This window comes from Actinomycetota bacterium (assembly GCA_035540895.1).
Classification (GTDB): domain Bacteria; phylum Actinomycetota; class JAICYB01; order JAICYB01; family JAICYB01; genus DATLFR01.
Window position 1 is genome coordinate 1 of the sequence record DATLFR010000228.1, and the last position, 3,441, is coordinate 3,441.

Annotated in this window: 3 protein-coding genes; all 3 read left to right on the plus strand. The window is 68.6% G+C overall.

Features of this window, described 5'->3' with window-relative positions; all coding sequences use genetic code 11:
- The coding region (gene folE, locus VM840_12605; GenBank protein HVL82421.1) for a GTP cyclohydrolase I FolE at positions 1-496 on the plus strand (496 nt) is incomplete at its 5' end.
- A gap of 77 nt (positions 497-573) precedes the next feature.
- Positions 574-2,028: a hypothetical protein gene (locus tag VM840_12610; protein HVL82422.1), complete on the plus strand. Its 1,455-nt coding sequence runs from the start codon at positions 574-576 to the stop codon at positions 2,026-2,028.
- Positions 2,029-2,145: 117 nt separating this feature from the next.
- Positions 2,146-3,186, plus strand: coding sequence for a hypothetical protein (locus VM840_12615; GenBank protein HVL82423.1), 1,041 nt, complete (start codon positions 2,146-2,148; stop codon positions 3,184-3,186).
- Positions 3,187-3,441: the final 255 nt, after the last annotated feature.

The following is a 3,441-nucleotide window of genomic DNA, read 5'->3' on the forward strand; positions in this document are numbered from 1 at the left end:
GCTGAAGGAGACGCCCCGTCGGGTGGCGGAGATGTACCGGGAGATCTTCGCCGGCCTGCACGAGGACCCGGAGGCCGTCGTGGATGCGGTCCTCGACGTCGGCCACGACGAGATGATCATGGTCCGCGACATCCCCCTCTATTCGACCTGCGAGCACCACCTCGTCCCGTTCAGCGGCCGGGCGCACGTCGCCTACGTCCCCGGCGAGGATGGTCGGATCACGGGGCTGTCGAAGCTCGCCCGGCTCGTCGACGTGCTCGCCCGCCGCCCCCAGGTCCAGGAGCGGCTGACGAGCGAGGTGGCAGAGGTGCTCGAGCGCGTCCTGAAGCCGCGCGGGGTCTTCGTTGTGATCGAGGCCGAGCACCTGTGCATGTCGATGCGCGGCGTCAAGAAGCCAGGCTCCGTGACCGTGACATCCGCGGTCCGCGGCGTGTTCAAGTCCGACGCCCGTACCAGGGCCGAGGCGATGGGCCTCATCCGCCGCGACGGCGCCTAAATCTGCTCCCGGTTCTGTCGCCCATCTTTGTGCACCTGCACGAAGGTCTGGAACGATGTGTCCGCGAATCCTTCGGGGTGATCGGGCCCGCCCTGCTGGCAACGCTCGTCCTCCTCTCCATGGCCGTCCCCGCCGTCGCCGGGCACCGGGAGCCGCCCCCTCCGCCAGAGGTCGACCGCCTGTATCTGCTCGGAGCCGCCACCGATTACCTCTACTGGGGCTCGGATCCCGACGACCCCGAACTGGACCAGCGGTCGATCGTGCGGCGGTGCGGTGAGTCCTGGGGCATCCCGGGTCGGTCCAAGCCCTGCCTCCATGGCAGCAGCGTGAGCGGCGAAAGCTCCTACGGGATCTTCTTCTTCCCGGCGACGAAGCTCGAGGGAGAGGGGCGCTGGCCGTACGGGTCGCCTCTGCGCTTCCACCTCGAGCTGGACGTCAGCTCTTTCCGTCCCTACACCGTGCACCTCTTCATCCAGCACGATTCCGCGCTCATCGAGTCCCCCCCTGCCCGGGAGGCTGCGCCGGGCGTGTACGAGGGGACGATCGATGACATCGGCGGGTTCAGGCCTGACCAGGTGACGCTGCTCGGGGTCAGGGTCATCACCGATTCGCCGCAGGTCACGATGGAGCTCGGCGCGCGCGGCGCTTCGTACGTCGACCTCCCGGGCCCGCTGCCGGCGCGCAACGTTCCCCAGCTCCGAGCAGAGGACACGCACGCGCCCGCGCCTTCGAGCTTCCGGACCACGGCTCGCGCCTTCACCTTCAATGATGAGCACTGGTCGACGTGGTCCTTCGAGGGCGACACGCGCCAGACACGGACGTTCGAGCTCGATATGGAGGAGGATGCGGTGGCGATCGTGGCGTGGGCTGAGCTCTGGCATACGCCGCTCGTCCACGACGCCTTCCGCGGCCGACCGCTCGACGTGTCGAAGCTCACCGATGGCGCCGGGCTCTCGGTCCGGCGGGAGGGAGAGGACGTCACCCACACGCCGGCCGCCTACCTCACCGAGGGAGGGCCGGCGGTCGCGAGCGGGAGGGTCGCCGCGGGACGTCTATCCATCGAGGTCGAGCCCGCATGGCAGGACGGCGACACGCCGTATCAGGTCCACCTCGTGGCGATCCACGGCGACCGGACGTTGCGGTCGATGCGGTGGACGCGCGCCGGCAAGAGCTACCTGCGAACGCCGCTCGCTGCCGGATGCGGCGCCGAGACCGTGCCCTTCCCGGTTCCGCCGGAGGTGACGACATTCGAGGTTGACCTCGACTGGGACAGCGAGGCCCTTACGATGCCCGGTTGGACCCTGTCGTTCGACCTCCCGACCGTCGGGTGGTTCCCGTGCAGCGAGAGCGGGACGGGCGACCGGGTCCGCTTCACCGTCCCGGGGCCGGACGTCTGGTACGTGGGCGCCACCCCGGCGTGGGATCGAACGATGGTGACGCTCGAGGACACGGTCTTCGACTACGAGGTCCGCTACACCCACACCGGCCCCCCTCCCCCAGAGGAGGACGAGGAGGAGGTCGTCGAACCGTAGGGCGGAAGCAGACCGGGCGGCGGCCGTTCCGCCACCTTCATTTGTGCAAGTGCACAGAGGGTTCGGCGCGCCTCGCGGGGAACACATCGGCAGGAGTTCCCGACGAAGGAGGCGTTCGTGAGGCGTGTTCCCCTGCTGATCCTGCCCGTGGTCCTGGTGGCGATGGCCGGGTCGGCCGCGGGCGCCGACGGAGCTTCCGCTCCACGGATCGCGATCGCGCAGACGCTCGCTCCTCCCGGCAGCCCCGATGACGGGGACCTCGCGGCGGCGCAGTCCCTCCTGAGGATCGAGCGGCAGCAGGAGAACCTCGATCCGACCGACCCGCTCCCCGGTCAGCGCTATCCCTGGCGGATCCCGCGGTCGGCGGTCGACCGCCCGGACGAGCGGACCGGTCGACTCCTCCACTTCGTGTACGTCGTGGCCTCGAACATGCCGGACGACCAGTTCGACGAGAAGGGGATCCTCGAGGACGCCGCGCGCTCGATGAACGTCTGGACGCGCCAGCAGACGAGCCCGTCGAAGCAGTGGCGCCTCGACACGTTCACGTTCCACTGGGACGACCCCGATACCGAGGAGATCGAGGAGACCCCGATCGAGGCGGTGGACGTCACGATGTTCCGGTCCTCACGACCGAGCGGAGACCTCGCCGATCTCTCGAACGTCGACGACGAGTTGATCTCGCGCGGTCTCAACCAGCCGAACAAGCGCTACCTGATCTACGTCGCCTCGAACGCCGGCGGCGTCTGCGGTGAGGCGTTCTGGACGTACGACCCGCGCCAAGACAACTTCGACGGGAAGTACTCGTCGGTCTACCTCTACAGCTCCTCGGGCTGTCGGGCCCGCCAGTTCGCTCCGAGCCCGACCCAGCCGTACTTCAGCGAATCGATCGCGATGCAGGAGATGCTCCACAACGACGGGCTGGTTCCCCCCGGCGCGCCGAACGGGTGCGGCCCGCTCGGCATCCCGTTCGGGCACGTCTGCAACCCCGCGCTGATCGCGACCCCGGCCCTCGACCCGAACTACAGCGACGTGCTGTACCCGTTCGTCGGTCTACCGCTCAACCAGAAGAAGCTCGACGAGGACAACCTGGACTACTACAAGACGCCCTACCCGCTGATCCGCGACCTCGAGAACGGCCTCTATCTCGAGGACGCCTGACCAGCGGTATCGCCGCCGGCGTTCGGCAGAGCGGGCTCACTGCTTGTCGCGCGTGAGAGGCTCGCACCGTAGCTCACTGCGGACCGGAGTGGCGTCGGGTGGAATGTCGAAGTCCACCTCGAGCGTCCCTGGGCTGAGGAGAAGGATGCTTCGTTCCCACTCGTCGAGAACGGTGCCGTCACTAGCGACCGCTGTCGCTTGGCAGTGCGCCGGACCCGCTTCCCCTTGACCCCGCCATCTGGCTCGGTAGCGGAC